The organism is Bradyrhizobium sp. Kon69 (assembly GCF_055807515.1).
This window is the reverse complement of record NZ_JBVVOS010000041.1, coordinates 1-26,901: the sequence shown is the minus strand read 5'-3', so window position 1 is coordinate 26,901 and position 26,901 is coordinate 1. Positions and strand designations below refer to the sequence as shown.

The window sequence follows — 26,901 nt, the reverse complement described above, 5'->3', positions numbered from 1 at the left end:
GGGGCCGTTTCAGGAGCTCGGCTTCGGCCAAGGGGCGCGCGGCAGCGGTTGGTTTGCCATCAAGTGGGTTCGTTAGGCGACACATCCCGTTTTAATGATCTAATCTTCTGATTTCGAAAATAAGCAGATCTTTGACCGAAGCGCGATCATGATATGCCCGGTCGCGGTAACCCCGCGATCCGGCGGCCGGGCACTCTGCCTACCTCAACCTACCCCAGCGCAGTAGTTGCTCGGCCGCTGATACAAATAGGCCGACCTGTTGCGTTCCGCACAGGCGCATGCTTCGCGAGCCGGCTACGGTGCCCCTCTGCCGCGCACATCACCAGGATCTGCATCGGCGCGGCAATGAAAGGGCATGGTGGGCCGACATGCACATCGAACCGCTAAAGGTGGCCAAGGAGCTATGGGTCGCAAGTCCAGCTCACGAGCACGCGGCGCCCGACATAACCGGGATCACCGCTCAAGCCCATGCCAGGCCGGAGGCGTGATCCAATGACTGGTCCCTTTGCCCATCTTCCACCGTCGCCCGGGGGCCCCTATGCCAGTTGAGTTCGAAGTCCTCTGCCCTGCGCCTCTCCTTTTGCCGGGCGAAAGCGTTGAGCAATACGAGGCCTTACGTGGCGCCGTTTTCAAGGACATCGCACCCCAATCCGCGATCGAGTGGCTGCTCGCGATCGACATTGCTGAACTTTCCTGGGAGATCCTACGCTACCGCGTGTTGCGCCATAGGCTTTTGCAAGATCATCGCCAAAAGGCGATCGAGACAGCGCTCCGCCGGGTCGACCTGGCGGGCATTGCTCCTGGATGCAGAGGGGACGCCGAAGTCTACACCATACGGAACGCAGCCGAGTGGCGGCTGGATCCGATTGCAAGACAGGCTATCGAAGGGCGCCTAGCCTCTTACGATTTTGATCAGCATGCTATTAGCATGGAGGTTTATGTGCAGGCGCGTGAGATCTTCGTGCTGTTCGAAAGTCTATTGAATGCCGCACAGTACCGGCGCTCACTATTTTTGAGAGAGATTGACAATTGCCGCAGACGGGCGCCGGTGCAACCGCGAGCCGCAACGAGGATCAGGTCTGCCGCGAACCAATTTTAGACCAAACTGGTCCCGGCAAAGAGCTCGAAGTAAGTCTTCCGTGTCCCGGATGACGGCCAAGTCACTCCGGAGCACCTGCAAAGGCAAGCGCCTTGCTTGTAACGGCGCGTGGTATCGCGCCGTATCCCCGATCAAATCGCCGGTCGAAAATTCGGCGATTACACCTCAAAAGGCCGGCGAAAGAACATTGGACTCATCGGCACACCGACGGGCATAAGAAAGGCCGCCTTGCGGCGGCCTAGTCTGAAGTTTGTTCAATGCAGTCAAAAAACCGGTACGTGAAATCCAGCCCCGGGATGAAAATTTCTAATGATACAAAGGCCTGCCCGGTAGGCCCAACCAGGCAGGAGCGGAATTTCGGTGCAATAGAAATCCGCGTTCCAACTTTGGAACTAGGCTCGGCAAGCGAGCTGCTCTTCAGTTTATCTGCGGCAGGCATCCAAGGAAAAGCCACCTGATTTCGGTAAATCGATGGTTTGCTCTCGGGCGAGTTCGAACCGAAGTACCCCAACAACGTGACGAGCTGCGAAAGACCTTCTAACCATGTTTACAATGACCCCTTAGGCGTGAAGTTAGTGCCGCTCCCGTTCACTATCAGAGCTCTTTTTCAAGGCGGTTGAGTGAAAACGACTGAAATTCCTGATATCAGAATATTGCGACATCATCGGCCATAGGGCGTCTGTTAGCAATGACCCAGCTAACCTTAGAGGACGTATTGCAGAAGGGGACCTCGCATTTTGTCGAGGGACGCCATAGCGACGCGGAAGCCTTCTTCGCGGCAGCACTTGGCGTTGACCCGGCGAACATCGTCGCACTACATCACCTCGCAATAATCGAGCACGGGCGGCGGCGTCACGGTGAAGCTCTGACACTAATCGAGCGAGCTATCGCAGCGCGCCGAGATGCCAGTCTGTTGAATAGTCGTGCTACCATTCTTGGAGCCCTTAATCGAAACCATGAGGCGCTCGACTCCTTCAGCGAAGCGATCGCAAGCAAACAAGGTTATGGCCCTGCCTTGAAAGGAAAAGGGTTGATGCTTTTGAACGGAGGAGATCCAGCAGCCGCTCTAGATTGCTTCTCCGAAGCGCTACGCAGCTTTCCTCGCGATCCCGGCCTTCATAATCTTCGCGGCAGGGCACTTCGATCACTGAATCGGAACAGCGAAGCACTCGAAGCATTTGAAGTCGCATGTTCGATTAGCCCCGATCTCCTGGACGCGCTCAACAATTGCGCGATTGTATTCAATGACCAGGAAAGATATGCCGACGCGGTAAGATACACGGACCGTGTCCTGACGATCGACGAATCAATTCCCGAAACACACAACAATCGAGCGTTCGCCCTAAATCATCTAAAGCGTTACTCAGAAGCCGCTGAAAGTGCGTCCCGGGCTATCGAACTCAAGCCTGACTACACGAATGCAATGAGAAACAAGGCTTCGGCTCTGCTCGGTCTGTCGCGCCGCGACGAGGCGCTCTTAGTGTGCCAGCAGATCTTGAGTCTGACACCCGATGATGGCAACGCACTGGTTTTGCTTGGAATGATTCTGAACGAGTTGAAGCGTTTTGATGAGGGAACCGCTCTACTCGAGCGAGCAGCGGCGTTGCATCCACATATGGCGGAGGCTCATAACGGACTTGGCAATTCCTATCGTGGACTCGAACAGCACACGCGCGCTCTCGTCTGCTATAGAAAAGCCAGCACTCTCGAGCCGACCTCGGCCGCCTTCGCAAACAACATAGCGACGACGCTGCTTGACTTGGGGCGACCAGAGGAAGCTCTGGAGTTGTTCGAACGGGCTTATAAGGCAAAGCCAAGCTCTGCAGAAATATGCAATAATCGAGGCAACGCTTTATCCGCGTTAAAGCGATATCAAGATGCAGCCTCGTGGTTTGAAGAAGCGCTTCGCCTTCACCCGACCTTCGCAGCAGCTCATAGTGGCCGGGGCCAGGCCTTGTCTAACCTCGGACTACACCAGGAAGCCATCGCGTGCTTTGAACGAGCGGTCGCGCTCCAGCCGGATGCCCCGTCCTCGCTGAATAATCTCGGCTACGGCCTTAAAATGACTGGACGCGTAAACGACGCGCTCGAATGTTTCGAGGCTGCGCAAATGGCGGCCCCTGCCCATCCCGACGCAAATTTCAATGAGTCGCTGACCAGGCTCTTGCTTGGCGACTTCGAAAGAGGATGGACGAAATACGAATGGCGATGGAAGGTGGATAAGCGCGATCAACTGCGGACGAAATTTAGCAAGCCGCGCTGGCTTGGACGAGAGGATCTCAGAGACAAAACTATCCTGCTTTATTCTGAGCAGGGCTTTGGCGATACTATCCAGTTTTGTCGGTATGCAAATCTCGTTACGGCTCACGGGGCGAGAGTTATTTTAGCAGTCGAACCACCGCTAGTCGGTTTACTATCCAGCCTTCGGCCCGGGTTCGAGGTCATCGACAGGGATGGTCCGTTACCCGATCATGATTTTTGCTCGCCTCTGCTCAGCCTTCCGCTCGCATTGGCTACGCGGCTATCAACGATCCCGGCTCATACACCTTACTTATACGCTGCTTCGCACAAGGTGGCACAATGGCAAAGCCGGCTCGGACCAACGAGCAAGATGCGCATCGGCATCGCATGGTCAGGCAATCCGCTGCATAAGTTGGATCAACACAGATCCATAGGGCTTGAAAAGTACCTAAGTCTTGCAGGGGAGAACGTTGAACTCGTCAGCTTGCAAAAAGACGTTTCCAGCGGTGACTTGCATGTTATCGAAACGTCGGGGGCTAGGCATTTCCCCGATGAAATCATCGATTTTTCCGATACTGCAGCGCTCGCCGCCGCATTGGATCTGGTGATCTCGGTCGACACGAGTATCGCCCATCTTGCCGGCGCCATTGGATTGCCCGTGTGGATACTACTTCCCTACATTCCGGATTGGCGATGGCTTTTGGACCGGGAGGATAGCCCGTGGTATCCAACAGCTCGTCTTTTCAGGCAGAGAGCAACGGGTGATTGGGGCGAGGTCATGGGACGGGTCTTGCTCGCTTTGCAGCAAAAAATTGCTGAGCGACCGACCAGCAACGCCAACCGATCCCGGCTATGAGCCCCGCTCATTCGGTCGAAGCGGCCATTAAGCTGCATCAGGCAGGCAGGCTCGTCGAGGCCGAGGCAATCTATACCTCAATTCTTTCCGAGCAGCCGGTCAACGTGAATGCTCTTCACTTTCTTGGGGTTCTTCGACACCAGCAGAATCGCACGTCCGAGGCACTGACACTGCTCGACCAAGCGTCAGCTACAGCTCAGGCCACGGCGTTTCATCACTCGAATTACGCCGTTATTCTCCACAAGATCGGCCGGCTCAGCGAAGCTCTAGCCGCAACCGACCGGGCACTTTTGCTGAAGCCGGATCTCGTACAGACATTATGCAATCGTGGAAACGTCCTAGCTGATCTTGGACGGTTCGCGGAGGCCGTACAATCTTACGATGACGCGATCCGCCTCAGGTCCGACTACGTTAACGCGTACACCAACCGAGGTAACGCGCTCCGCTCCCTGAGAAAGTATGCCGCAGCACTGGAAAGCTATGATCTTGCCATCAGTTTTGCCCCCGGGCTCGCTGACGCCCACAACAATCGCGCCAACGCCCTTTCGGACCTAAATCGGCTGGAAGCGGCCCTCGCGGCCTATAACGCTGCTATCGCCCTGTCACCACGGCATGTTTTGGCAACCTGCAATCGCGCCAGCGTACTTAAACGGCTAGGGCGACTGCAGGACGCATTGGCCGGCTATGATCTGGCGCTCGAATTCGATCCCTCTCACTTCGATGCTCTCCTTGGGCGGGGGCACGCGCTTGCTGCCCTCGACCGAGACGAGGAGGCGGTCGTTAGTTACGAGCGCGCGCTATCTGTGAGGCCGGAATCTCCCTATGCGCTTGACGCGCTCGCTATGTGCGCGCGAGCTGCTTGCGATTGGGACCGTACTACGGCACTAGAACCCGCGTTGCTGCAAGCTGTTAATTCCGGCGAGGCCGCACCCTCACCTTTCACGTTTCTGACGTACTGCGACGATCCAGCTCTGCAACTGAAATGCGCGCAGAGGTTCGCCAAACAAACGGTGCCTGTTGTCCAGCCCATCGGACCTAAGACAACAGCCGTTACGGATAAGGTTAGGATTGCCTACCTGTCCGCGGACTTCCACGAGCATGCAACGGCCTATCTAGCGGCGGAGCTTTTCGAGCGTCACGATCGCTCTCGGTTTGAGATTGTCGGCCTTTGCTGTGGAAAAGATGATGGGAGCGCCACGCGCAAGCGGTTGGCTTCTGCTTTCGACGTCTTCGAAAGCGTTCCAGAAAAGAGCGACTACGAGATTGCCGCGCGCGTGAGTGAGCTGAATGTTCACATTGCGGTTGATCTGAAGGGACACACGGCGGATTCGCGGCTGGGGATTTTTAGTCACCGACCTGCCCCCATTCAGGTCAGCTATCTCGGCTATCCTGGCACCACCGGCGTCGATTTCTTGGACTATGTAATTGCCGATCGCTTTGTTCTACCCATTGACCAGCAGCCGTTCTTTACCGAAAAAATTGTCCACCTGCCCGACAGCTATCAGGTCAACGACTCGAAGCGCATCATTGCGGAACGAACGCCTTCCAGAGAGGAAGAAGGCCTACCTGCTGAGCGTTTTGTTTTCTGCTGCTTCAACAACAACTACAAGATAACCAAAGACGTTTTCGATGTGTGGTGTAGGATCCTCCACTCGATGCCTGGTAGCGTCCTTTGGCTCCTCCGCGGCAATTATGCGGCGGCACGGAATCTCAAGCGAGAAGCATCCGTTCGCGGCATCGATCCTGGCCGCCTCATCTTTGCCGAGCGGAAACCGCTCGATCAGCACCTGGCCCGTCACCGGCTCGCGGACCTGTTTCTCGATACAGTTCCGGTGAATGCCCACACCACAACGAGTGACGCATTATGGGCCGGGTTACCGGTCCTGACATGCCGCGGCCGGAGCTTTGCGGGGCGAGTCGCTTCCAGCCTGCTGCAAGCCGCCGGGCTTCCGGAACTCATTACCGATGATCTTGGCCAATACGAGCAACTGGCGCTTAGTCTCGCTCGCGACCCGGGCCTGTTAGGATGTTATCGCGACCGCGCGCGCCGATTGAGGGATGTCTGCGCTCTTTTCGACGTCGGCCGTTTCGCTCGCAATCTTGAAGCGGTTTATGAGCGAATGTTGGAGCGGTAGCCGTAGGGAAAGCGAGCCCCTCGAAGGAATGGAATGCAAGCCTGATGCAAACGGCGGCGCCCGGGCGCCGCCGTTGAAGTCCAAGGTGTGCTGCCGCCTTAGGCGACGCCAGCCTGAGAAGCATAGTAGCCGAGCTCTTGCGCAATAGCCGCCAGCTTCACGCGAATGGCTACCGGAACCTGCCGATGAGCCTTCGCACGGGGATAGGGAAGCTCCTCGATCACCTTGCCCTCCGGATAAAGCGCTTGATGCTCGGCCCAATTGTCGAAGGCGAGACGATCGACGTTGTCAACGAACGTCTCGGCCGGCGTGTTCTCGGCCAGAACGAGCGAATGGTCGTCCAGCTCAACGTGGTAGTAGGTGAAGACCTGCGGAACGTTCTTTTCCCGCGTGATCGAGGTGCCGTTCACCAAAGCGCCGGCCTGGATCAACGCCCCATCGACCAGGATTGCATGGTCGGGGGAGATCAGGAGGTCACGCGCCGGCACGTTAAGGCCGAGCGCGCTGGCCCTGATGCGCACGGGAAGGACGCGGAGAGGATCACCAAAGACGGTCGAGACCGTTTGACGACCGAGCCAAGTTACCGGCATCATCCGACCGTCGTGGGTGGCGACCAGGTCGCCACGCTTCAGGCTTTCAACCGCGACTTCGCCGCCAGGCGTCCGCACCATGGTGCCGGCCATGAAGCAAATAACGACGGTTTGGTCCGCAAACTTAAGGTTCTCAACGGAGTCGTTGCTGGCTGTGTTGGAGCCGTTCCAGTACACCAAGTCGGTGCCATCCGGGGACCCGGCACGGTTGTCGGTCACCGTGAAGAAATGGCCAGCACTGCTGAAGGTTACGGTGTAGTTGGAGCGGTTTCCGCTGAAAACCGCGGTGTCCGTACCAATCCCGCCATGAATGAAGTCGTTACCGGCACCGCCGGTCAACGTGTCGTCGCCAGCATTGCCATTGATGGTATCGCTGCCGACACCACCGCTCAGCGCATTGGCCGCACTATCACCATTGATTGTGTCGTTGCCAGAACCACCGATGAAATTCTCGATATTCGCGATCGTGTCCGACAATGTCGTTGTCGAGCCTGAGCCAGTAACAACGGCAGCGGTCGAGGTATTCAACGTAACGGTCAGTCCGGCAGTATAATTGGAGTAGTCCGCTGTATCGGTTCCAGCACCGCCGTTAAGCACGTCGCGCACGTTATCGGCAGTCAGCACGAACGTGTCGCCACCTTGGCCGCCAGTCAACGTATCGGCTTGGGCTCCGCTCGTGATCGTGAAGCCTTCGGTCTGATTGGCGAGCGACAACGTCACGGCGCCGGCCGCACCGACGGTTGAAATATTCTCAACGCCCGTGAGGTTCGAATTACCAAGTGAATTGAACGACGTGGATGTCGACTTCAAGACAATCGTGTCGCTGCCGCTTCCAAGATTGATGTTGGTCGAGCTGGGCGCATTCAAGAGGTTGTTCAACTGTGCGCCGGTGAGCGTGAGCGTATCCGCCCCGGTTGTGCCATTAACATTGATGGTGTCGATGCTGGACAACGTGGCGGTCGTGCCGCCTGAAATGTCGACCGCTCCGCTAACATTGACGTTCAGAGTGTCGGTGTCGAATCCGGTTCCCAGACTGATGCTCGAAAGTGCAGACAATTGCTGCGCAGTGATCGTGACAGTGTCACTGCTGTTGGTCGCAGCCTGCGAGATGTTTTCAATCCCGGAGATCGACACGACGGAAAGGTCAATCGTCTCATTTGAAGAGCCGAGAGCGATTGTGTCGGTGCCCGAACCTCCAACTACAGCGTCACCCGCTTGGGCCGTCCCGGTGGCAAAAACGAAGGTATCTGCAGCGGTCCCGCCCGTGAGCGTCTGAACTGCATTCGTTGCGGTAAACGTCGTCATTCAAATCTCCAAATTAAATCGCGTTATTCCGATTAACTGCTAATTAAGCGAAGCCATGAGGATTGCTAGCAATTTGATAAAAGCCCATCAATCGCGGGTTCGCCCAATTAAACTAAACGCAAATCTTATGAGACGAAATGTAGTAAATTTGAACAAAATGGCTTATACGTGAGACGATTTGATGGATTTCGCCCATGTTGAGCACGCCTGCGCGCAGCATCGAACTGCCCAGCGACCTGCGGAAGAATCCCTTCAGCAAGTGGCGGCAACTCATGGGTGCGGTTTTTGACCTTGCAGCCAACCCTTCTGAAATGGCTGATTTTGAGGGGGGCTTCGCGGCTCTGGTCAGCAACAAATATGTGCTGACGACCACTTCGGCGTCGAGACTAACCCTCGTTCGGACGCTGGACACTATCTCCCGCTCCAAACTGGATCAGTTCGCGATAACCTACGTACTCTCCGGGACGACCGCAGGAATCTTGAACTCAACCGACTTTGTCGCTGAAGCGGGTGATGTGTTCATCTGCGACCTGTCACAAGTCATGACACGACAGACATCAGTACAAGGCGGACCTACAACCGAAATTACGCTTTGGGTTTCGCGCCGTCGTCTCTTGACATCAATTGGCGACGAAACCGCATTGCACGGGCTGGTCCTCCAGAAAGCGTCCGCTGCAGCCTCGGTGATTGGCGCAGCGCTGCGTTCACTCAGGGAAGTTGCCGGCCACGTGAATCAAAATGAAATAGATGCGGCAGCCAGCGGCGTTGTCGAGCTTGCCGCTCGGGCGATTGTTCCTAACCTCGAAGCTTCCAAGCCCCTTATCTCCGCCTCTCCCTCTGCCCCGATTATTACGATCAGACGATACATTGATCGAAATCTGAGGTCAGCGACATTGGACGCCACCTCGATCGCAAGGACCTTCGGTTTGTCCCGGGCTTCACTCTATCGACTATTTGAACCGATTGGCGGGATTGCGGGATACATCCGCAAGGCACGGCTCGATCATGCCTACCAACAGATCGCTGCGATCGAACATTCGGACCGGCGAATTGCGCAGATCGCCTACGGCTTGGGCTTCAAGAACATCAGCAGTTTCAACAGGCTCTTCCAAAACACGTATGGGATAACGCCGCGCCAGGCACGGCAAAGAGCAGCAAAAGGTTCCTCAGACAACGTTCTCAAGGCCGAGCTTACGGAGGTGAACTCGCTGAGCGTATGGCTTTCACAGATCAGTGCCGCATAGTCCAGCCATTCATGCAGTCAGCGACTTCAGAAAAGATCTGAGCGGGTCCAACGTGATGAAGTAAAACTTCAGAGTTGAGTGCCCGCTCAGTAAATACCCAAATGGCTCGATTAAGCGACCGATCTGTTTTCGCCGGTCAATCCCATCAATTGCGCTCTCGCAGAGAGCATCACGCGAATCCTAATGGGTACTTGGCGATGCGATTTCGCTCGCGGATAGGGCAATTCCTTCACCGGTTTGCCATTGGGATAGAGTGCTTGATGCTCGGCCCAGTTATCGAACCCCAGGCGGTCGACATTGTCGATAAACGTCTCGGCAGGGGTATTTTCCGCCAGGATCAGAGAGTGATCCTCCACCTCAACATGGTAATACGTAAAGACCATCGGAACGTCTGTCTCTTGGCAAATTGACGTGCCATTGACGAGCGCCCCAGCCTGAACCAATGCACCTTCGACCAACAATGCATGATCGGGCGAAACCAGAAGATCACGCGACGGGGTGTTCTCTCCAAGTGCGCCAGCTCGAATCCGGATTGGAAGCACACGTGCTTTGTCAGCAAACCTGAGCGAGACCGTCTGCTCGCCCAGCCAATCAACCGGGACGGCACGCCCATCATGGGTGAGCACTAAATCGCCCCGTTCCAAAGTCTCGACTGCGACTTCACCGCCACGCGTGCGCACCATAGTGCCGGCCATAAAGCAGAAGGTGACCTCGGCACTTGTATCGACATTCGTCAATCGCCCGTGTTGGCCGTTCAAATTCCCAGAATAGGCCGTATCGGTCAGAAAAAAGAAGTTGCCGTGATTGTCCTGGATGATGATGCCTTCGGTGCCCGACAGCTCGGCCGTACCGATAAAAGTGTATTTGTTGCCCTCGCTGAGATTCCCGCTCGCAACATCTTTGACTTTGACCTTGTCGCCGTTGGCAAGCGGATCATCACCGGATTGATCTATAGCCTTAACGCCGATCGCAATGGGATCGACCCCGGCAGAACTCGTATCCGCGTCAACCAGCTTGTAGTTCCCACCCGTTTTCACCAACTGGTACGCGAAATTAAATTCTTCTCTCGTTTTGGCAACCATCGTCGAATCCTCGAAATCCAGTATTAACTCTCGCCCCAATGCGCTCATACCGAATTGTATAATTAACTGATAGACGCTGATACAAATTGCACGTAACTTGAGATAATTTGCAACTTCACGTTAATAACTTTTCATTGTTAATACCCTCTGGCCTGCCGAGACGGCTCTCTACGCTCCATCGACCAATTAGCGCGCATCCGCCGCGTGGGCTGAGGTGATGCAATCGGCGCTTGCGAAGCCGAAGAGGGATCAGCAACTGAAGACGAGACGACTGCGTTCAAGTGGAATGAAGTCCCCTTCATTCCCCTGCGGAAGGCGACCGACTTGGCCGCCATCATCAAAGCGACTGACGGCGTTTCCTCTGCCGCGGCACACCCCGAGATGCATGACGTGCTGGCCTGGATAGGCGACACCTGTCCGGATTGTCCCCACAGGCTAAGACTGATGCTGCTACACCCAAGTCTCCGCGAACTTACCCGCAAACGATCAGACCGTGTTTCCGAGCCAAGACGCCACCGCCGAGCAAACGAGCGAAATAAAGACGCCAGCGCTTGTCACATCGCGCGCGGATTGGCAGAACGCGGTGCCCCTGCGACTTAACCTTAGGCGGAGAGCACTAAGGCCGCCTCCGAGCCGGATCGAACGCCGCAAGGAAAAGAACAGTCCTCAGGCGGATCCGTCAATGCGGAGATGCCGCTTCGAGAACCAAGACCCAATCGCTTTCACCAGATTGGTTAAACCTTGGAGGACTGAACTGCCTGCTTCCCTCGTTGGCAGCCGGGGCGCCATTCGACCAAACATAGTGGCAGGACGTTCGCTGAAATGCTTAGGATTGAGTGTTACTGCATTTCATGACGTGAAGCTCTATTCCGGCGGCGGTAGCACGCGCGGGTGCAACGTCAACCGTGCTCAATAGTAGATCCACGAAATCGAACGTAAAAAGCCTTACGATTCCACCCGTTTTGTCCTCTCTCCAGGCGACAATCTGATGCTTGTTGGTGAAATCACTTCTCATTTCCCAGACAGTCTTGCCGTATTCAGTTCGAAATGCCGGTCGATCCGGGTCCCTGATGATCTTGAGTATTGTTTTTCCGACGACCTGAATCCTGTATCGCACTAACGGCTTTTCAAAAACATCGCTGCTGATCCCAATGTCCTTGTCTTCGTGCTCAGGAAACTGCGTCTTGCTGGCGAACGATTGATAGCAATCAACTGTGATCTCCGGTAGCGACTCCGCTGCCCTCTGCGCGCAAACAGACGAAGATGTAAAGATGGCAAGGAATGACACCATGGTAAGCACCTTCATTTGATTCTCCACTTGATTACATTTCATCAATCGCCGATGGCCGCTGCCTCGGAAATCCGATCTGGCACTCTGCTTGGTCCATTGTGGACGGAGCTCGCAGGATCAGCTTGTGCTCACGGTCACTATGAGCGTGTTGGTTCTAGTGTTCCTCGCCATCGAAGCAAATGCAAAGCGATAAAACCGAGTCGTCGAGTCGTGCTGCAAACGCCGAGAGGATAACGAATCTTCGGAGACTAGAACGAACAGAACGACTGCAAGGCAGGCCTGACCTCGGCAACATATGTAAGCATCCCTGTCGCATCGGGACACGCGTTTGAATCAAACACGTACTGGTTGATTTCTATGGCAGCGTAGGAGTGATACAAATTTGAAGATAATTTTCTTTATTTAATAGCTATTAGCGGTGCTCAATTGAATTACACGGGCAATTTTGACGCCGCGCGTCCTGCTATGGAGAGCCAGGGGCTTCGCCCCCTCGCCTTCGGGCACGTCGATTCATCCACCGCAGTGGCTCACGGGCACCCGCCCGATGGGGCACTCACCGTGCCTGATCCTAATCTGCTATTTCACGGCGAGTACAAGCGCGCTGGGGTTGATCTGATCCTGTCGAACGATGGGCATGAGTTCATTGTTCAGGACTATTTCAGGGGCGAGAAGCGCCTAGCACTCACCTCCCCTGATGGTGCTCATCTGAGCGGAGATCTTGTCAACGCGCTCACCAGCCAAATTCAGTATGCTCAGGCCGGGCCCAGCATGGCCTCGGCCCAGATTATTGGACACATCACGAAGTTGGCGGGGAGTGCCACCGCGATCCGCAATGGCGTACCGGTCATCCTGAACAATGGCGACGACGTCCAGAAGGGCGACGTGCTTGTGACCGGGTCGGATTCGACCCTCGGGGTCACTTTCATCGACGGCACAGTGTTTGGCCTGTCCTCAAACGCGAGGATGGTGTTGAACGAGATGATCTACGACCCCAATGGATCGAGCAACTCGTCGCTGCTCAGCCTGGTCGCGGGCACAATCAGCTTCGTCGCTGGTGAGACCGCCAAACACGGCGACATGAAGATCGATACTCCGGTTGCGACCATGGGCATCCGTGGGACGGCGGTGCTAACCCAGATCAGCTTCTTCGTGCCGCTGGGTGGCGGAGATCCGCAGCCCCAGGCCAATTTCCAGGTTCTGGTCGAGCCCGACGGCACGACAGGCTCCTACGTCTTGTTCGACAAGATCACACTGCTGCCGATCGGCACAGTCAACCAAGCTGGACAGATGATCCAGATCAGCGGCGGCAATGTCTCGGTCTCCAACGCATTATTGTCGCCGGAGGTTCAGAAGCTCATATCCGACGTGTTCTCACTGAAATTCAGCGCAAATTCGGGCAACACCAGGCTCACGACGAATTTCACCGACACGGTCATCCCCGACAGCCGTGGTCTGGCGATGAACAGTGCAGGCGGCCAAGCCGGTATCCCGAATTTTAACTTTGCGATCGCCCCCGAAAAAACGGCTGCATTCAATCAAACAGGCGAACTGTTCATTCCGTTCATCTCGATCAAATCTGTCGATGTGATTCCTGCGTCAGACAAAGCGAGTTTCACAATTGCCGATCAGGTTATCATCACCGATTCCAACCCTGCTGATGTTCTCGTTCCATACATCGCAGGAACCGGCTCAATCAAATCTGTTAGCGGGCCCCCCGCCGCTCCACTCGGCGCCGATCTGGCAAAGCTTCTAACTCTCAATGCTGCCACTGGCGCAATCAGCTATGATCCGGCAAAGTTTGCTTTTCTTGGCGCCAATCAGAACGTCGTGATTGTAATCGAATTTGATAGCAGAGTCGGATCCGAAATCTTTCATAGGGCTCTATCCCTCACCATCACCGGAAGCAACGATCCGGCGATGATCTCGGGAATAGGAACCGGTGCGGTGAAGGAAGACGGCGGGCTGACAGCGCACGGTGTGCTGATGGTCCAGGACATCGATAGCGGACAGGGTAACTTCCAGACGCCGGCTTCACTCGTGGGAGCCTACGGCACTTTTACGTTCGATCCTGCCACCGGCGAATGGAGTTATACGCTCGACAACTCGGCCGCCAAGGTCCGGGCGCTCGCCGATGGCCAAGTCGTCCACGACACCCTGACTGTGAAGTCTGCCGACGGCACCGCCTCGCAGCTGATCGACATTACCATTGCTGGAAGCAACGATGCCGCGGTGATCTCGGGAACAGCTAATGGCGCGGTCAAGGAAGACGGCAAGCTGACTGCGGGCGGCACGCTGACGGTCCAGGATATCGACACGGGCGAGGACCATTTCCAGACGCCTGCCTCCCTCGCCGGAGCTTACGGGACGTTCACGTTCGATCCTGCCACCGGCGAATGGAGCTACACGCTCGATAACTCCGCCGCCAAGGTCCAGGCGCTTGCCGATGGCCAAGTCGTCCAGGATACCCTGACTGTGAAGTCGGCTGACGGCACCGCTTCGCAGCTAATCGACGTCACCATCACCGGCAGCAACGATGCCGCGGTGATCTCCGGAACAGCGACTGGCGCAGTCAAGGAAGACGGCAAACTGACCGCGTGTGGTACGCTCACGGTCCAGGACATCGACACCGGGCAAGACCACTTCCAGACCCCAGCATCTCTCGCCGGGACCTACGGCGCGTTCACCTTCGATCCTGCCAACGGCGAATGGAGCTACGCGCTCGATAACTCCGCCGCCAAGGTCCAGGCACTCGCCGGCGGCCAGATTGTGCACGACACCTTGACTGTGAAATCGGCTGACGGCACCGCTTCGCAACTGATCGACGTCACCATCGCCGGCAGCAACGATGCCGCGGTGATCTCGGGAACAGCTATTGGCGCAGTCAAGGAAGACGGCAAGCTGACTGCGTGCGGCACGCTCACGGTCCAGGATGTCGACACGAGCCAGGACCATTTCCAGACGCCAGCCTCCCTCACCGGAGCTTACGGCACGTTCACGTTCGATCCTGCCACCGGCGAATGGAGCTACACGCTCGACAACTCCGCCGCCAAGGTCCAGGCGCTTGCTGGCGGCGAGGTCGTCCACGACATCCTGACTGTGAAATCGGCTGACGGCACCGCTTCGCAGCTGATCGACGTCACCATCACCGGCAGCAACGATGCCGCGGCGATCTCGGGAACAGCAATTGGCGCGGTCAAGGAAGACGGCAAGCTGACTGCGTGCGGCACGCTCACGGTCCAGGATGTCGACACGGGCCAGGACCATTTCCAGACGCCAGCCTCCCTCGCCGGCAGCTACGGCACGTTCACCTTCGATCCTGCCACCCGCGAATGGAGCTACACGCTCGATAACTCCGCCGCCAAGGTCCAGGCGCTTGCCGATGGCCAAGTCGTCCAGGATACCCTGACTGTGAAGTCGGCTGACGGCACCGCTTCGCAGCTAATCGACGTCACCATCACCGGCAGCAACGATGCCGCGGTGATCTCCGGAACAGCGACTGGCGCAGTCAAGGAAGACGGCAAACTGACCGCGTGTGGTACGCTCACGGTCCAGGACATCGACACCGGGCAAGACCACTTCCAGACCCCAGCATCTCTCGCCGGGACCTACGGCGCGTTCACCTTCGATCCTGCCAACGGCGAATGGAGCTACGCGCTCGATAACTCCGCCGCCAAGGTCCAGGCACTCGCCGGCGGCCAGATTGTGCACGACACCTTGACTGTGAAATCGGCCGACAGTTCCGCTTCTCAACTGATCGACATTACCATTGCTGGAAGCAACGATGCCGCGGTGATCTCAGGCAAGCTGAGCGGCAACGTGGAGATACCCGATGACGGCCCGGGTAGCGGCAAGTTAATAGATACCGGCAAAGTAACCGACACCGACATCGACAATACTCCCAATACCTTCATACCGAAGCCTGCCGGGTCGGCCACCAGCAACGGCTACGGCACTTATCAACTGACGGCGTCCGGCATTTGGACCTATACGCTCAATTATTCAAACCCGACGGTACACAGGCTCGATGAAGGCCAACATCTCAAAGACACCTTCACCGTTCAGACCATTGATGGCACTGCCAAGGTCGTGACAATTACGATCAGCGATGATGATCCGCCGCATCGAGCTCCGGCTGGCGTCGCTGGCTCCGAAATCAATCTCGGTTTAGCCGACCCGTTCTTGCAATCTGGCGCCACATTCACTGTCACACTCGCCGGCGTTGCGGACGACTGGATCGTAACCCATGGAGTTCGAAGCGCTGATGGTACTTGGTCGGAGCAAACAGCCGATCCCGGATCTCTGTCGATAACAACACCGGGTACTTTCGAAGGCGCCGCGCTTCTGAAAATAACTGAAGTGGTAACCACGCAGAACGGTACAAGTACGAACCACGTCGTCGCTGACAATGTTGAAGCTTACGCCCAAGGAACACCGATCTTCGCCTATGCAGGCGACGATTTTCTTACGGCGGCGAGCGGTCATGACTTGATCGTGTTCTCGCAACCTATCGGTCATGACCTACTCTACAATTTTGATGTTCGTGCCGATCAAATCGATCTGATCGGCTTTTCCGCCACCGACTTCGGCGCCGTTCAAGCGCACATGCTGGACGATGTCTCCGGCAGCGCCGTCATTGCGTTGGGTGACGAGCAATCTATTACGCTATCCGGCATCTCATCGTCTTCGCTAACGGCAAGCAATTTCGTTTTCGATCTGGCACCAGCGTTCAGCAATGTTGGTACGATGTCAGTTTCTGACGGAGCCTTACTCCCGATCAGTGGAGAAATGAACAATACCGGCACCGTCCTAGTAAGCGCGGCAGGCGACGAAACCATCGTGCAGCTCATTCAACCCGGATTGACGCTTAAGGGGGGCGGGCAATTTTTGCTCTCGGATGATAACAGCAACATCATTTCGGGAACGAGCCCGAATGTCACCCTGAACAACGAGGACAACATCATCTCCGGTGCAGGCCAATTGGGCAACGGACAACTGAACTTCATCAACGCCGGCAACGTCAACGCGACAGGCAACCAACCGCTTACCATCGACACTGGCTCGAATGTGATCCACAACGCGGGAATTTTGGAGGCTTCTGGACCAGGAGGCCTGATCGTTGTCAGCGCAGTCGACAATTCGGGCTTCCTCTGGGCAAATGCTGCCAATCTGACGGTCAAAGATGTCGTTAGCGGAAACGGCACAGCGATTATCGATGGCCCAGGCCAGCTTGAGTTCGAGGCCGCTTCAAATGCCAACGTGGTTTTTGGCCTGGCTAGTGGCGGCACCCTGTCGCTCGGAGATGCCTTCCATTTCAACGGTACGATTTCAGGGTTCAACGATTTGAACGTTATCGAGTTGAACAACTTCAACCCCGATTCAGCCACTATCAGTTACGTCCAGAATGCGAACACCGGCGGCACGCTAACCATCGCAAACGGAGCAGAAGTCGCTCACCTGACTCTTCTTGGCGACTACACTGCGGACTCTTTCAGTCTTGTTTCCGATTTACCGGGCCACGCGCTGGTCACGTACGCCCACCAAGGGATCATCTCATAAGTATTTTTTTTGCATCGGGGAGGTAGCGATGAGGGACTATCAATCCATGTCGTTGGACGACCTCTTGCTTCATCATCATGAAATTAGCGAGACGATCCAACAACGAACCAATCTAAAATCTCACCTGACCAAGCCGCGGAAGCCATATCCGCGTGTCCGTCCAAAATACCGAAACCCAAACAACCCGTCACAGACGTGGTGTGGACGCGGTAGTCAGCCGCGATGGGTACATGACTTACTTGCGGCAGGAACAACACTCGAAGATTTAAAACTCAAATAACCCATGATCCTGTCGAACGTCGACCTTCGATGCTGACTTGTTCGATGCTGCGGTTTGAGGCGGCTCATGATCGACTCGACTCGAGCACCAGCAGCTCGGAGAGCTTCACCATCGCGTGCTCGCCCCTTTTGGCAGATCAGCGGGAGTTAGCTTTGCCAACCATCTGCTCGCTACGACCGATGACGATCAACGGCAGAAGCCCCCGGATCTTGAGAAGCACCCGAATTATCCCAGCCGAATCAAACGATCAAGTTCACGGTGCATAGCCTGGCTCCAACCTGGCATCGACACACCGAAGGCCTGGCGGAGCCTTGACGTGTCCAGCCGCGAATTGGCAGGCCTGATTGCTTTTGTGGGAAACTCGCTGGTCGCGATGGCGTGAATCGTCGCAGACTTGACTGCCTGACCTCTCATCTTGAGGCCATCCACGATCGCTGTTGCGAAGCCATGCCAGGACGTCGTGCCGGCGTTTGCCAGATGGACGAGCCCCTCTGCCGCCGCGAAATCCTCGGCCAAATCCGTAGTGTTTGTGCGTCGATCAATGATGGCCGATGTCGCCTCTGCGATTGAAGCCGCCGCCGTTGGGGCGCCAAACTGGTCCGCCACCACCCGCAATTCGTCACGCTCGCGCGCCAAACGCGTCATCGTGCGAAGGAAGTTTGTTCCCTGTGCGGCGTACACCCACGACGTTCGCAGGATGAGGTGGGCTGCGCCAGATGCCTGGATTGCTCGCTCTCCCTCCCACTTGCTACGCCCATAACTTGAGAGGGGTCCGCATCTGTCCCCTTCGCGCCAGGGTGTCTCGCCGGATCCATCGAAGACATAGTCTGTAGAGAAATGGATCAGGGGAACGTTACGTTTACGGGCCCAAGCGGCCATGGCGGCGGGAGATGCTGCGTTCACGCGCAGAGCGAGTTCTGCCTCATCCTCAGCCTTGTCGACAGCTGTGTAAGCAGCTGGATTAACGATGAGGTCGGGCGCTAGACCATCTAACGCTTCAGCTACGGTCTCAGGCCGAGAAAGATCGAGTTCCGCACGCTGCGGCGCCAAGACCACGTGTGAAGTATTCAGCAGAGGCAACAGCGCTCCACCAACCTGCCCACTGGTCCCGGTCAGAAGGATTCGCATTACACTTGCCCGTAAGTCGGCAAATTCTTCACGTCCGCGAGCAAAGGCGCCTCCGCGTCACGCGGCGACAATGACGGGTTGGGAATGCCCCAATCGATCCCGATGGCGGGATCATCCCATCGGACGACAAGTTCGTCCTTTGGGCTGTAGAGATCATCGCATTTGTAAAAGAAATCCGCCGTTTCAGACAGCACCGCGAACCCGTGCGCGAAACCTCGAGGCACCCACAATTGCCTGCGATTTTCCTCGCTAAGTTCAACCGCCACATGCCGCCCGAAATTCGGACTTCCAACACGGACATCTACGGCAACATCCAATACCGTGCCCCGCACGACACTGACGAGCTTGCCTTGTGTCGAGGGGTTTTGTAGGTGAAGGCCGCGAAGCACCCCATAGGACGACCGCGACATGTTATCCTGCACGAACGGGCGGCTGACACCGTGTTCGGCGTAGCGGTCGAACCGGTAGGTTTCGAGGAAAAAGCCCCGCTGGTCGCCAAATAGCTTGGGTTCAATAACCAAAACCTCAGGAAGCGTAGTCGCAATAACATTCATTGTGATATATGAGGGGCTCGAAAACCTTGTTTACTCTAGATCTATAGCGAACTTGTGCCGGCTATTCCATCTGATACGTTTTAATTGGTAAATTTGTGAGAGGGCCATGAAGGGCATCATACTCGCCGGCGGAACTGGCTCGCGCCTCTACCCCGTGACCACCGTTGTATCCAAGCAATTGCTTCCGGTTTTCGACAAGCCGATGATCTATTATCCCCTTTCCACGCTGATGCTGGCGGGTATTCGCGACATTCTGATCATTTCGACCCCTCTGGACAAACCTCTGTTTCAACGCCTGCTCGGCGACGGATCAGACATCGGCGTACGGTTCTCATACGAAAGCCAGGACGCTCCCCGTGGACTGGCTGACGCCTTCATCGTTGGCCGCGAATTTGTAGGCCAGGATTCGGTCGCCCTGATCCTAGGCGACAACATCTTCTACGGCCATGGCCTTCCAGAGATGCTCGCCCACGCCGGGGCTCGAAAAAAGGGCGCGACGGTGTTTGGCTATTACGTGAACACGCCGGAGCAGTATGGTGTCGTCGAGCTCGATACCACCGGCCGAGCGTTGTCAATTGAGGAAAAGCCCAAGCAACCCAAATCTAACGTGGCGGTTACGGGCCTTTATTTCTACGACAATGACGTCCTGGACATCGCCGCGAATGTGAAGCCGTCCGCCCGCGGAGAAATCGAAATCACCGACGTCAACAACGCTTATCTCGAGCGCGGTGATCTCTTTGTCGAGGTGCTCGGGCGCGGATTTGCGTGGCTTGATACGGGTACGCATGCCTCTCTCGTGGAGGCCAGTCACTTCGTACAGATCCTGGAGCAGCGCCAGAGTTTGCGGGTCGCTTGCCCCGAGGAAATTGCCTTGCGGCAGGGCTACATCTCTCTGAAAGCTTTCGAGAAAGTGGCAGAGAAGACAGCCAAGAGTAGTTACGGGGAATACTTGAAATCGGTTGCTCGCTCTTTCCAACAGTAATTTCAATCACGGAGGGCGCTCCAGATGCGCTTCAAAGGCTCAACGATCTTCGTGACTGGGGGGGCCGGCTTCATCGGCTCTGCCGTGGTGCGACATCTGTTGCGCGATACACATGCGCGCGTTGTCAACATCGATAAGCTCACCTACGCGGCTAATCTCGACTCCTTACCTGGCGCCGAAGGCAATCCGCATTATCAGTTCGAGAGGCAGTGCATTTGCGAAGGCGCCTCACTTCGCAAGTTGTTCGAGAAGTATCAACCCGACGCGGTGATGAATCTCGCCGCCGAGAGCCATGTCGACCGCTCAATCGATGGTCCAGATGAATTTGTTCAGACCAACATCGTAGGTACTTTCACGATCCTGCAGGAGACCCTACGCCATTGGCGAACCCTGTCTCCCGAGAAGCGTGCGACGTTCCGCTTCCTCCACATATCCACCGACGAGGTCTTCGGCTCGCTGGGCGATGAGGGGCTCTTCACGGAGACGACAGCCTACGCCCCGAACTCCCCCTACTCTGCCAGCAAAGCTTCGTCTGATCATCTGGTACGCGCCTGGCGGGAGACCTACGATCTGCCGACGTTGGTGACGAATTGTTCGAACAATTACGGGCCGTTTCACTTTCCGGAGAAGCTGATCCCGCACATGATCATCAAGGGTCTCGCCGGCGAACCGTTGCCGGTCTATGGCGATGGCAAGAATATCCGCGACTGGCTCTATGTCGAGGATCATGCCAAGGCTTTGACCACGGTTCTCGAACGCGGCAACATCGGCGAGACCTATAACGTCGGTGGCCGTAACGAACGTACCAATCTGCAGGTCGTCCAGACAATCTGTGACCTTCTTGATGACATGGCCCCTACAAGCGATGGATTGCGCCGTCGGCTCATTTCGTTTGTTACTGACCGTCCCGGCCACGATCATCGCTATGCAATCGACGCTTCAAAGCTCGAGCGACAACTTGGCTGGGGCGCCGAAGAAACTTTTGAAAGCGGAATCGAGAAGACCGTGAAGTGGTATCTCGATCATAAGCCGTGGTGGGCCGCAATTTTGGAGCGGGGCTATACGGCCAAGCGCGTAGGCATAAAGCTTTAGATCTGCGGCATCAGTCCTAAGCTGACTTTTCTAGCCCTCTGCCGGTTGCGGCTGATGGAGGGGTTCAACCAAGATGTGCTCCACAACAATTTTGCCGCTGTGCTCCAAGTGACGCCGCGAATGCACCTTCTGAATGCTCGTTAAATTCGATAAACCATCGCGCTTCCAGAACTCATCAGTTTTGCGCTTGCGAATGAAGCCTTGCGCGACTTGCTCAAACCAAAGGTCCACATAACGAAGTCTGTTTCTAACATGCGCTGGCGTGGGTTCGCCATCCGGAAAGCTTCCGGCATCAACATGAGCTAAGCGCCTGAAGCGACCCGGGCGATGCTCGGTGCTGCACCCAACCCGCAGCAGCCTCTCTCGAAGATCCACGTCCTCGAATCCCCATCCCCAATAGTCGTTCATTCGCGAGCTAAAGTGCTCCTTGCTCATTAAAACGACTGCGCTAAAAAGCTGCCGAACAAATTCCGGGGTGAAGCTAGAGTTGAGCCCGTCTGATATCGCCATCGCAGGCCTCTCTGACAGGCGATAGTCCGCCTCTTCGGGCAAGAGGTCTACGTCATGGGAACAGACATAATCGACGTCCGGCGCTATTGCCTGAAATCCAGCGTCGTTAACGAAACCGCGATTGAAGGGAAGATTGCCGGCCTGCTCTGAAACCATAATCCGGACGGCAACTGTCGAGCAGAGCGTGTCCCGAGCAAAGAAGGCCAGTAAGTGCGGAATGAGTGCCGCAAGGTGTTCCGACCTGTCGCGATAGGGAACAATGATCCCGAGGGTTGTCGGCATTCATTTCCAGCTTACAGGCGGTATACGGCGGTCACCGAGTGATGCACCGCCATTCAGTCCCCCTGCTAGTATTAAGTCCAATCCCGTTTTTGGGTATATCAATCCTCTATTCATGGTAGAGCCGAGCGTAAAGTTCATTTTCATGGCCGCAATTAACCTTCTGACGCCGGTCCATTTTCCTCAGCTAGGGCCGTGTTAAATAGGTTCGATGATCCGCCATATTGGCTCCCCTCATCTAAGTCATTCGATGCAAGGTCCATTAGAAAATAGCGAAGCAACCGAGAAGTTGGCCGGACTTTCAGCTCCCGACGCCGCCGAAACTGCGCGGAGCTTGATCGAGCAAGGCCGGCAACTCCGGAAAGCCAATGATCGTGTCGGATCGCTGGCGGCGTTTGCCCGAGCAACCGATGCTGACCCTTCGAACGTAACCGCTGCGATCGAATGCGGTTATGATCATCTTCACCTCGTCCAGATCCCCGAGGCACGGGATGCCTTCGAGCGCGGCCTTGCGCTTGATGCCGACAACAAGTCAGGCCTGATCGGCTTGGGTCACACCTTTAGGCATCTACGTGATCTCGCGGAGGCCCAGCGCTGCTTTCAGCGCGTCCTCGAACTCGAGCCCGGTCATGCGGGCGCATCCATGGGGCTCGGTTACACTTTGAAATCGCTGGGCCGCAGCGATCAGGCGCTTGACGCGTTCCTGTCGGCCGCAAAGACCAGCCCCACGAACACTGCCGCGAAGGTCGAGGCTGCGAACATCCTTCGCGATACCAACCGTATCGACAACGCCATTGCCCTGTTGCAAGACGTCATCGAGCAGGGCCCATCAAATGCGGGACATATCTCGGCTCTCGCGCGGCTGTTGAAGCAATCGGGCCGCAATCTGGAAGCGGCTGAAACGTTTCGAAAGCTCATTACGGTTGACCCCACCGACATTACTTATCGTATAGAACTCGGTCATATTCTTCGTGACATCGACGCCCTCGACGAGGCCCTCGAGGTCTTGACCGCAGTCCTGGAGCAGGAGCCTGCGAATGCCAGTGCATGGGTCGCGATGGGCTGGCTGCATCGCAAGGCTGCAAGGCTTGACCCTGCTGCAGAGGCGTTCCGGCGTGCGGTTGACCTGCAACCCACAAATGCCGGGTCGCTGCACGCGCTTGGCATCAGCGAGCGAGACCGCGGCAACCATGGGGCTTCGCTGGACTGTTTCAACCGTGCTCGCGATGTCGATCCAAGGGCACTCTATATTCGGCAAGAGATCTGCAATTCGTTGCGAAATCTCGGACGTTTTGACGACGCCGCCGCCCAATACCGGGACGCCCTGAGGGATTGGCCGGCATCACGAGAGTTGCACCTTGGACTGGGCTATGCGCTCCGAAGCGCCGGACACAGCGACGAGGCCTTGGCCGCTTTTGATGCGGCCAAGGGAGACGATCCGGCGCATCCGAACGCGCCCATCGAGGCCGGTCACGTGCTCTTGAAGCTCGGCCGGCCGACCGAAGCGGTTGAGCGTTTCCGGGAAGCGCTTACGCGCGCGCCGGGGAATCCGTCGGCCTTGGTTGGCCTTAGCTACGCACTTCGCCGCCTGGGGCAGTTAGATCAGGCCGAGACAGCCCTGCGCGAGGTGCTGGCCACACAACCAGGCCATGGCGGCGCCCGCGTGGCGCTTGGTCATCTGCTTGACGCCCAATACCGGCTGGACGAAGCGGCCGAGCTGTTCTTGCAGGTCATCGCCAGCCAGCCCGATCACGCCGAGAGTTACGGGGCTCTCGGCAACATTCATCGGCGGCGCGGAGATCGCGATGCCGCGCTCGCGTCGTTCCGCCGGGCGGCGGCTGCTGAGCCAGCCAACGAAATGCGGCTCCTTGATGTGGCCGTCGAGCTGAGAGATCTGGGCCAGCTGGACGAGAGTGCCGCGGTCATCAATCGAGTGCTTGCCTCGGCTCCCACGGAAGCGCGTGCGTTGATGCAACGCGGGCAGCTGCTGCGCCGGCAGGACCGCCGGGACGAGGCGCTGGTGGTGTTCAAGCAGCTGATCGCCCATCACCCGGACAATGCCCAGGCGATGGTTGAAGCGGCGAGCGAGGAGCGTGCGCTCGGCCGCCCGCAGCTTGCGACACAATGGCTTGATCAAGCCCTTATCGCCGAGGCCGATCACGTCGGAGCCCTAATCGGGCTCGCCGAATTGGCCATGCAAAGCGACGATGCGGAAGGGGCCCTGGAGATTTATCGCCGCGCAGCGGCCGCACATCCTACAAATGTTTGGGCATGGCTTGGCGGTGCGCGAGCTGCTTTCGAAGCGGGCTCGCGCGATGAAGCTTTCCGCTTGATCGCAGAAGCTCGTGAGCGGCTCGGATCGCATCCCGAGATGGCTGGGATGGAAATCGAGCTGCTGCGCCAACTGCGAGAATGGACCCGGGCGCAAGAGACGATCGATCAGGCCTTGGCCGAGGCGCCGCGTCCAAATTTCTGGCTCTGGTCGCATAAGGTCCAGATTGCGACCATGACCGGCGACTACGTGCTGGCCGAGCAGGAGTTGAATGGCCCGACGCCGGCCTCGAGCGTAACCGACCACGCGCGGGTCGAGTTGCTTCGCGGGCAGCTTGCCGAGGCCAGATTCGCCTACGGCGAGTCGATCCCGGCCTATCAGGAGGCCATTCGCCTCAATCCCAGCGATGCATGGGCCCATTTCGAGCTCGCGCGCGCGGCATTGATGAGCCTCGACATCGATACATCACGGAAAGCGCTCGCGAACTTCATTCGTTTCAGCAGATCCTCGCTTCTCCTCAAAGGTCAGTCCCTCAGCCCGTCGCAAAATCACGTCGGACAATTGCTCGACGAGTTCGTCCTGGATGCCGATGCCTTGGCGGAACTGCAAAGCATCATGTCTGGCGATCCCGCAGTTCAATTCGGCCGATTGCGAGCGATGCTCGCGGCTTATCCGGACTACACGCCAGCTGCGATGCTTCTGGCGATCGCGCTGCGCCAAAATGGCCGATTTGCAATACCGCCAAAATCGGATCCGGGAGCTCAGAGTCCAATCCCGCGGCACATCGTGCAATTCTGGGATCGGGATCCGCCGAAAGATGTGACTGAGCTGATGGGATCGTGGCGGGAATTCAACCCAAGTCACCGCTGGACTTGTTTCGATAATGACAGCGCGAGAGAATTCCTCAGGCGTGAATTCGGTGTGCAGGTCCTTCGTGCCTACGATCGCGCCGTCGTACCGGCTCAACAGGCCGACCTGTTCCGCCTCGCCTGGCTTGCGGCGCGAGGCGGCATCTATGCGGATGCCGACGACCGATCCCTTGCACCGATCGACAGCTATCTTCATCCAGAGGCGACACTGGCAGTGCATCAGGAGAACTACGGTTCGATCGGCAACAATTTCATCGCCGTGACGCCGGAGCACCCTGTCATCGTCCGCGCCCTCGATATGGGCACCGCGGCCATGAACCGCGGCGATACCGATCTGGTTTGGCTTTCGACGGGCCCAGGTCTCCTGACCCGCGCATTTGCGCTGGAGTGGGCAAGCGGACGCCCCGGTGGCCTACTTCGACGAACTCAAGTACTCGATCTCGGCCATCTCCAACGCGTGATCGGCATCCACTGCCCCGTCCGTTATAAATCAACAGACAAGCACTGGAGCCGCACGGCGTTTCGCCGAAAAGGGAAGCCACGCTAACCGAGCTCTAAAAGGTCATCCCCATCCTGGCAAGGTTTATCATTGTCTAATCCACCCTCGCATTGGACGTTACCTTCGCAGCCGGGTAGCAAACGAATATTCGATCAGAACAAATTCGTCTTCTTCTCGACGCCCTCTACGGCCAGTTCGAGGAGCCCGCTGGGTCGGCGCCGACGGACTGAGGCAGGTCACTGCAACACCGTAGCCCTCTCGCCAAGGCGCTGAAGGCGGAAGCGCTGGCGAGACGCAGTTTGAGCGCAGTCGGACCGCAGCTGCAGATCGACCTCCGGGGCACTGAGCCGAGATGAGAGGAGCGAAACTCACGGCGTTCGTGTTCATCTCAACAAGGCGATTAGCCTGTCATTGAACGTACGCATCCGGTGATGGCCCCTGGTTAGGCATCTTGAGCGGATGGCTGACCGCGCTTATGCGGCGTGAGCGAGGTTCTGAGATCGCCAATTCCAGGGCATGAGTTCGTGGATGCGCTTGGCGGGATGATCCGGGAGACGGGCCAGCACGTCGGCAAGCCAAGCCTGTGGATCGATGTCATTGAGCTTGGCGGTGGCGATGAGGCTGTAGATGGCAGCCGCACGCCGGCCGCCCTCATCCGACCCGGCGAAGGTCCAATTTTTTCGTCCCACGGCGACCGACCGTAGCTCACGCTCAGCAGCATTGTTCGACATGCAAAGCCGTCCGTCATCAAGGAAGCGGCTAAATGCACCCCAGCGGCTGAGGCAGTAATTGATCGCTTTGGTCGTGTCGTTGTTCCTGGAGAGCTTGGCGCGCTGCTCGCGCAACCACGCCTCCAACTCGACGATCAAAGGGCGGCTACGTTCCTGGCGCACACGCAAACGCTCCTGCGCAGGAAGTCTGTTGATCTCGCGCTCGATGGCGAACAGAACATCGACGCGCTTGGGGATGCTGATCGTGGAGACGATTGCCCGGATAAGGCGCGAGCACTTCATCAAGGGCAAGACGATCAAGGAGAT

At 57.0% G+C, this 26,901-nt stretch carries 16 protein-coding genes; 9 read left to right on the top strand and 7 right to left on the bottom strand.

All coding sequences use genetic code 11. From position 1 onward, the window contains the following. The first annotated feature begins 538 nt into the window (after positions 1 to 538). The 3 genes from AC0L3U_RS35305 (at position 539) to AC0L3U_RS35295 (ending at position 6,331) form a co-directional block, all read left to right on the top strand. Complete coding sequence (locus AC0L3U_RS35305; RefSeq protein ID WP_473295157.1) at positions 539 to 1,099, top strand: hypothetical protein; 561 nt, start codon at positions 539 to 541, stop codon at positions 1,097 to 1,099. A gap of 688 nt (positions 1,100 to 1,787) precedes the next feature. After that, on the top strand, positions 1,788 to 4,196 hold the full coding sequence (locus AC0L3U_RS35300; RefSeq protein ID WP_473295158.1) for a tetratricopeptide repeat protein: 2,409 nt from the start codon (positions 1,788 to 1,790) through the stop codon (positions 4,194 to 4,196). Beyond that, entirely contained in the window at positions 4,193 to 6,331 is a 2,139-nt protein-coding gene (locus AC0L3U_RS35295) for an O-linked N-acetylglucosamine transferase, SPINDLY family protein (protein ID WP_473364765.1), read from the top strand. The genes AC0L3U_RS35300 and AC0L3U_RS35295 overlap by 4 nt, the downstream gene beginning before the upstream one ends. A 98-nt stretch (positions 6,332 to 6,429) precedes the next feature. On the opposite strand, the gene AC0L3U_RS35290 is transcribed toward AC0L3U_RS35295, so the two are convergent. After that, positions 6,430 to 8,226 (bottom strand): Hint domain-containing protein, encoded by a 1,797-nt coding sequence (locus AC0L3U_RS35290; RefSeq protein WP_473364764.1) that lies wholly within the window; start codon positions 8,224 to 8,226, stop codon positions 6,430 to 6,432. 194 nt (positions 8,227 to 8,420) lie between these two features. Between AC0L3U_RS35290 and AC0L3U_RS35285 the strand changes: the two genes are divergently transcribed. Then, positions 8,421 to 9,470: a helix-turn-helix transcriptional regulator gene (locus tag AC0L3U_RS35285; RefSeq protein ID WP_473295161.1), complete on the top strand. Its 1,050-nt coding sequence runs from the start codon at positions 8,421 to 8,423 to the stop codon at positions 9,468 to 9,470. Between the two features lie 110 nt (positions 9,471 to 9,580). Here the strand turns inward: AC0L3U_RS35285 and AC0L3U_RS35280 are convergent, their stop codons facing one another. Continuing rightward, a complete protein-coding gene (locus AC0L3U_RS35280) occupies positions 9,581 to 10,552 on the bottom strand; it encodes a Hint domain-containing protein (protein WP_473295162.1) in 972 nt (323 codons plus the stop codon). Between the two features lie 826 nt (positions 10,553 to 11,378). Continuing rightward, positions 11,379 to 11,858, bottom strand: a complete 480-nt coding sequence (locus tag AC0L3U_RS35275; protein WP_473295163.1) for a hypothetical protein — start codon at positions 11,856 to 11,858, stop codon at positions 11,379 to 11,381. 411 nt (positions 11,859 to 12,269) lie between these two features. On the opposite strand from AC0L3U_RS35275, the gene AC0L3U_RS35270 reads away from it, so the two are divergent. Beyond that, positions 12,270 to 17,399, top strand: a complete 5,130-nt coding sequence (locus AC0L3U_RS35270) for a VCBS domain-containing protein (RefSeq protein WP_473364763.1) — start codon at positions 12,270 to 12,272, stop codon at positions 17,397 to 17,399. A 28-nt stretch (positions 17,400 to 17,427) separates the two neighbouring features. Then, complete coding sequence (locus AC0L3U_RS35265) at positions 17,428 to 17,679, top strand: H-NS family nucleoid-associated regulatory protein (RefSeq protein WP_083843201.1); 252 nt, start codon at positions 17,428 to 17,430, stop codon at positions 17,677 to 17,679. 225 nt (positions 17,680 to 17,904) lie between these two features. Here the strand turns inward: AC0L3U_RS35265 and rfbD are convergent, their stop codons facing one another. Continuing rightward, positions 17,905 to 18,807 carry a dTDP-4-dehydrorhamnose reductase gene (rfbD, locus tag AC0L3U_RS35260; RefSeq protein WP_456765764.1) on the bottom strand — a complete coding sequence of 301 codons (903 nt, stop codon included), beginning with the start codon at positions 18,805 to 18,807 and terminating at the stop codon, positions 17,905 to 17,907. Then, positions 18,807 to 19,361, bottom strand: a complete 555-nt coding sequence (gene rfbC, locus AC0L3U_RS35255; RefSeq protein ID WP_456765765.1) for a dTDP-4-dehydrorhamnose 3,5-epimerase — start codon at positions 19,359 to 19,361, stop codon at positions 18,807 to 18,809. The genes rfbD and rfbC overlap by 1 nt, the downstream gene beginning before the upstream one ends. A gap of 106 nt (positions 19,362 to 19,467) precedes the next feature. Here rfbC and rfbA point away from each other — a divergent pair, with 106 nt between their 5' ends. Further along, positions 19,468 to 20,343: a glucose-1-phosphate thymidylyltransferase RfbA gene (gene rfbA, locus AC0L3U_RS35250; protein WP_456765766.1), complete on the top strand. Its 876-nt coding sequence runs from the start codon at positions 19,468 to 19,470 to the stop codon at positions 20,341 to 20,343. Positions 20,344 to 20,367: 24 nt separating this feature from the next. Beyond that, positions 20,368 to 21,435, top strand: coding sequence for a dTDP-glucose 4,6-dehydratase (rfbB, locus tag AC0L3U_RS35245; RefSeq protein ID WP_473295165.1), 1,068 nt, complete (start codon positions 20,368 to 20,370; stop codon positions 21,433 to 21,435). A 30-nt stretch (positions 21,436 to 21,465) separates the two neighbouring features. On the opposite strand, the gene AC0L3U_RS35240 is transcribed toward rfbB, so the two are convergent. After that, positions 21,466 to 22,227 carry a galactosyltransferase-related protein gene (locus tag AC0L3U_RS35240; RefSeq protein ID WP_473364762.1) on the bottom strand — a complete coding sequence of 254 codons (762 nt, stop codon included), beginning with the start codon at positions 22,225 to 22,227 and terminating at the stop codon, positions 21,466 to 21,468. Between the two features lie 208 nt (positions 22,228 to 22,435). Between AC0L3U_RS35240 and AC0L3U_RS35235 the strand changes: the two genes are divergently transcribed. Beyond that, positions 22,436 to 25,912, top strand: coding sequence for a tetratricopeptide repeat protein (locus tag AC0L3U_RS35235; protein WP_473364761.1), 3,477 nt, complete (start codon positions 22,436 to 22,438; stop codon positions 25,910 to 25,912). A gap of 425 nt (positions 25,913 to 26,337) precedes the next feature. Here the strand turns inward: AC0L3U_RS35235 and AC0L3U_RS35230 are convergent. Continuing rightward, a partial coding sequence (locus tag AC0L3U_RS35230) for an IS66 family transposase (protein ID WP_473295168.1) occupies positions 26,338 to 26,901 on the bottom strand: 564 nt, incomplete at its 5' end.

What these genes read in the sequence shown, in the direction of transcription:
- AC0L3U_RS35305 (WP_473295157.1), top strand. Translation starts at nt 539, where the DNA reads ATGCCAGTTGAGTTCGAAGTCCTCTGCCCTGCGCCTCTCCTTTTGCCG.
- AC0L3U_RS35300 (WP_473295158.1), top strand. Translation starts at nt 1,788, where the DNA reads ATGACCCAGCTAACCTTAGAGGACGTATTGCAGAAGGGGACCTCGCAT.
- AC0L3U_RS35295 (WP_473364765.1), top strand. Translation starts at nt 4,193, where the DNA reads ATGAGCCCCGCTCATTCGGTCGAAGCGGCCATTAAGCTGCATCAGGCA.
- AC0L3U_RS35290 (WP_473364764.1), bottom strand. Translation starts at nt 8,226, where the DNA reads ATGACGACGTTTACCGCAACGAATGCAGTTCAGACGCTCACGGGCGGG.
- AC0L3U_RS35285 (WP_473295161.1), top strand. Translation starts at nt 8,421, where the DNA reads ATGTTGAGCACGCCTGCGCGCAGCATCGAACTGCCCAGCGACCTGCGG.
- AC0L3U_RS35280 (WP_473295162.1), bottom strand. Translation starts at nt 10,552, where the DNA reads ATGGTTGCCAAAACGAGAGAAGAATTTAATTTCGCGTACCAGTTGGTG.
- AC0L3U_RS35275 (WP_473295163.1), bottom strand. Translation starts at nt 11,858, where the DNA reads ATGAAGGTGCTTACCATGGTGTCATTCCTTGCCATCTTTACATCTTCG.
- AC0L3U_RS35265 (WP_083843201.1), top strand. Translation starts at nt 17,428, where the DNA reads ATGAGGGACTATCAATCCATGTCGTTGGACGACCTCTTGCTTCATCAT.
- rfbD (WP_456765764.1), bottom strand. Translation starts at nt 18,807, where the DNA reads ATGCGAATCCTTCTGACCGGGACCAGTGGGCAGGTTGGTGGAGCGCTG.
- rfbC (WP_456765765.1), bottom strand. Translation starts at nt 19,361, where the DNA reads ATGAATGTTATTGCGACTACGCTTCCTGAGGTTTTGGTTATTGAACCC.
- rfbA (WP_456765766.1), top strand. Translation starts at nt 19,468, where the DNA reads ATGAAGGGCATCATACTCGCCGGCGGAACTGGCTCGCGCCTCTACCCC.
- rfbB (WP_473295165.1), top strand. Translation starts at nt 20,368, where the DNA reads ATGCGCTTCAAAGGCTCAACGATCTTCGTGACTGGGGGGGCCGGCTTC.
- AC0L3U_RS35240 (WP_473364762.1), bottom strand. Translation starts at nt 22,227, where the DNA reads ATGCCGACAACCCTCGGGATCATTGTTCCCTATCGCGACAGGTCGGAA.
- AC0L3U_RS35235 (WP_473364761.1), top strand. Translation starts at nt 22,436, where the DNA reads ATGATCCGCCATATTGGCTCCCCTCATCTAAGTCATTCGATGCAAGGT.